The following is a 3264-nucleotide window of genomic DNA, read 5'->3' as shown; positions in this document are numbered from 1 at the left end:
GGCCGATTCTGTTGAAAAAGTCGGATTTTCAGCCTGAGTAAAATCAAGCACAGCTACCACCGGATAGCCTACTCACCACTTTGTGTGGTTTCTCGGCCCTTCGTTGACCTTTGCTGCGTCGTTATTGGGTTAATTTGAGGTTTTTGGCTTAGTGTAGGCGCACCTATCCCGTGACTGGTGGCCCTTGAGATGTCAGTTTGGCCAGCCGACGTAGGTTCTGCACTGTGGCTGCCAGCGTGAACTCATCGGTCGCGCCACTCATGCCACGTAGTCGCAAGCGATCCAATTTCAGGATGCGCTTGAGGTGGGCAAACAACATTTCGACCTTCTTACGTTCATGGCGAGAGCGCACGTACTCCGGCGTCGCTGCGATGCGTCGAGCGACATCACGAGCGGCTTCATGAACGCTGCGAGCGATCTTGCGAAACGACGTGTTCGGGCAGCACTTGGCTTTCATCGGACACGTCGCGCAGTCGGTCTGTCTGGAGCGGAAGATGATGGTGTTGGCTTTGGTGACGTGCGAACGCTCGTTCTTGAAGGCTCGCCATTCACTGCGTAATACGTTGCCARCTGGGCAGCGGTATTCCTCGGCCTCTTCATTCCAGTGGAAATCGTTACTCGAAAAACTGTCGTTCTTGCGCTCGGTTTTGTCCCATACCGGCACATGCGGCTCGATGTCTTTTTCCTCCACCATCCAGGCCAACATCGGCGCTGTACCGTAAGCGGTATCGCCGATGAGGCGATCCGGCTTGATGTCGAACTGCGCTTCGACCCGGTCGATCATGGTCTTTGTACTCTCGACCTCAGCCGTGCGATGAGCCGGTGTGGGTTCCACATCCATGATGACGCCGTGCTCGGTATCGATCAGATAATTCGTAGAGTAAGCGTAGAACGCTGGGCCGCCTGGAGCTGCGGTCCAGCGGGCTTGAGGATCAGTCAGCGATAGGCGCTTCGGCAGCGTTTCGGCCAAAGCCTCTTCATCGAGCGCCTCAAGATACTCACGTACAGCGCGGGTGCTAAAGGCCGGATCGCTCCAGTTGATCGGCTCATCGCCCGGTACGCCGCGTTGCCGACTGGCATCCGCTTTGATGATGCTGGCGTCAACGGCAAAGCCTTCACCCTTGACCAGACCTGCCTCCATGCAACGACGCAGCACTTCATTAAACAACCAGCGAAACAGATCGCTGTCCCGAAAGCGGCCGTGTCGATTTTTGGAAAAGGTCGAGTGGTTGGGGACTTCATCTTCAAGGCTCAACCGGCAGAACCAGCGATACGCCAGGTTCAAATGGGCCTCTTCGCACAACCGGCGCTCTGAGCGAATGCCGTAGCAATAACCCACGATCAGCATGCGGATCATCAATTCAGGATCAATCGACGGGCGCCCAATCGGGCTGTAGAAGTCGGCGAGGTGATGGCGCAAATCACTCAGATCGAGACACCGATCAATGCTGCGCAGAAGGTGATTGGCTGGGATGTGATCTTCAAGGTTGAACGAGTAAAACAGTCGCTCCTGCCCACTCGATAACTGTCCCATCATGCTGTGTGATCCCCCGCCGGCCAATGCAGCAATTTTGCCGCAGCCCAGACATGGGAGCTACTTTTTCAACAGAATCGGCCAGAAGGAGACATTCGTTTGCGTCGGGATGTGCCACATCCTCGAAGGCACCGTGCGCCTGACCGATGCGGACGGCGTGGTGAAGAAACACGTTCCAAGGCCGGATACAAGGGGTATAACTATCAGAACAAAAGGCGGATCACCCAGAATAGGCCCTCCCAAGGCAGCGCCCGGGCCAGGCGCCCCAGGCCTGATCGGCGTCTGCGGCGCGGAGCGATGTGATGAGTTCCAGAGCATGGCGATGGGCTCGCAAGAGCCTTCTTGGCTGTATCGAGCTGGCCTTGCTGGTCGCGCCACTGTGCGCCAGCGCCATGTTCAAATGCCAAGCCAACGACGGAGCCATCAGCTACACCAACCAAGCCATCGCCAGCGCCCGCTGCACTCGCCTGAATGGTATGGCGGGTGTCGGCGCCAAGCCAATGGCCCTGCCACGGCTTGTGCAGGACGACAACTCAGGCGCGGTGCGGATTCGGGTGTTCACCTTCATCCACAGGGGTATTCGTCAATATGTGAGCCGGCGCCCCGTCGGGATCTCCGCACGGGTCGATGTCCTTGAGCTCTATGTCATCAAGGGCTGCTATCTGTGCAGGGTGCCGAAGGATTTCAAGGTCGCCTCACTGCGCCTGGACCCCCATTCCTACCAGCGGGAGATCGAAGCCGCTTCGGATCATTATGGTGTCGACAGGGCGCTGATCCGCGCAGTGATACATGCCGAATCGGCGTTTCGCCCCAACGCCATTTCCGAAGCCGGCGCCCAGGGGCTGATGCAGTTGATGCCAGCCACCGCCGAGCGCTTCGCCGTGGACAATCCGTTCGACGCACGACAGAACATTCGTGGCGGCGTGCGCTACCTGGCCTGGTTGCTCAAGCGCTTCAATGGCAACCAGGTGCTGGCGTTGGCAGGTTACAACGCCGGCGAAGCATCCGTGGTCGAGTACAACGGGGTGCCTCCCTACGCCGAGACGCAATCCTACGTCATCCTCGTGCAGTCCTTGACCGAACGCTATCGCAACCATCGCTAGTACCGCAGCGCGCATGCCGTGTCGAACACAATAACTCGTCGGGATGAATTACTCCCCAGATTGCAGACGCTCTATAGCTTCGAGAAGCTGGCCGTCGAAGTACTCGGTTCCATCTCGTTCCTGTTCCTCCATGCGGCGCTTTGCCTCGATGAGCAGGTGTTTGGTCGCGATGTTCTGATTCAAAAAAGTGGCGACCATAAGATCATTCAAACTCTCTAGAGGTGTGTCCCATGCCTCCCTGCAGCGCTGCATTAGCCCTGTGTGGTCATCCCCACTCCATGGACCTAAAATATTCGAGACTGCCAGGGTGCAGGTCATGAGTCTGCCTTTGAGAGAAATTGAAGGGCTGGTAATTTCGCACGCTCGGGGAATGTATGAATAGCGAAATTGAATGCCCGCTTCTGGCCGATTCTGTTGAAAAAGTAGCTCCCATGTCTGGGCTGCGGCAAAATTGCTGCATTGGCCGGCGGGGGATCACACAGCATGATGGGACAGTTATCGAGTGGGCAGGAGCGACTGTTTTACTCGTTCAACCTTGAAGATCACATCCCAGCCAATCACCTTCTGCGCAGCATTGATCGGTGTCTCGATCTGAGTGATTTGCGCCATCACCTCGCCGACTTCTAC

Annotated in this window: 3 protein-coding genes and 1 pseudogene; 2 read left to right on the top strand and 2 right to left on the bottom strand. The window is 57.0% G+C overall.

All coding sequences use genetic code 11. The annotated features are described in order from the left end of the window. Positions 1 to 163 precede the first annotated feature (163 nt). On the bottom strand, positions 164 to 1537 hold the full coding sequence (locus tag AC1DZE_RS23225) for a transposase (RefSeq protein WP_477700611.1): 1374 nt from the start codon (positions 1535 to 1537) through the stop codon (positions 164 to 166). A gap of 299 nt (positions 1538 to 1836) precedes the next feature. Here AC1DZE_RS23225 and AC1DZE_RS23220 point away from each other — a divergent pair, with 299 nt between their 5' ends. Then, positions 1837 to 2637 (top strand): lytic transglycosylase domain-containing protein, encoded by an 801-nt coding sequence (locus tag AC1DZE_RS23220; RefSeq protein ID WP_109786193.1) that lies wholly within the window; start codon positions 1837 to 1839, stop codon positions 2635 to 2637. A 48-nt stretch (positions 2638 to 2685) separates the two neighbouring features. On the opposite strand, the gene AC1DZE_RS23215 is transcribed toward AC1DZE_RS23220, so the two are convergent. Then, the gene (locus tag AC1DZE_RS23215; protein WP_139348122.1) at positions 2686 to 2955 is read right to left on the bottom strand and encodes a hypothetical protein; all 270 of its coding nucleotides are present in this window, start codon (positions 2953 to 2955) and stop codon (positions 2686 to 2688) included. Positions 2956 to 3120: 165 nt separating this feature from the next. Here AC1DZE_RS23215 and AC1DZE_RS23210 point away from each other — a divergent pair. Then, positions 3121 to 3264 (top strand): annotated as a pseudogene (locus AC1DZE_RS23210) (IS5/IS1182 family transposase); the annotation flags it as partial.

It is taken from the genome of Polaromonas sp. P1_F1, assembly GCF_056405795.1.
The sequence above is the reverse complement of the archived record's forward strand: the minus strand, read 5'-3'. Positions and strand labels throughout refer to the sequence as shown.

Coding starts and splice junctions, on each gene's coding strand:
- AC1DZE_RS23215 (WP_139348122.1), bottom strand. CDS start 2,955: ATGACCTGCACCCTGGCAGTCTCGAATATTTTAGGTCCATGGAGTGGG.
- AC1DZE_RS23220 (WP_109786193.1), top strand. CDS start 1,837: ATGAGTTCCAGAGCATGGCGATGGGCTCGCAAGAGCCTTCTTGGCTGT.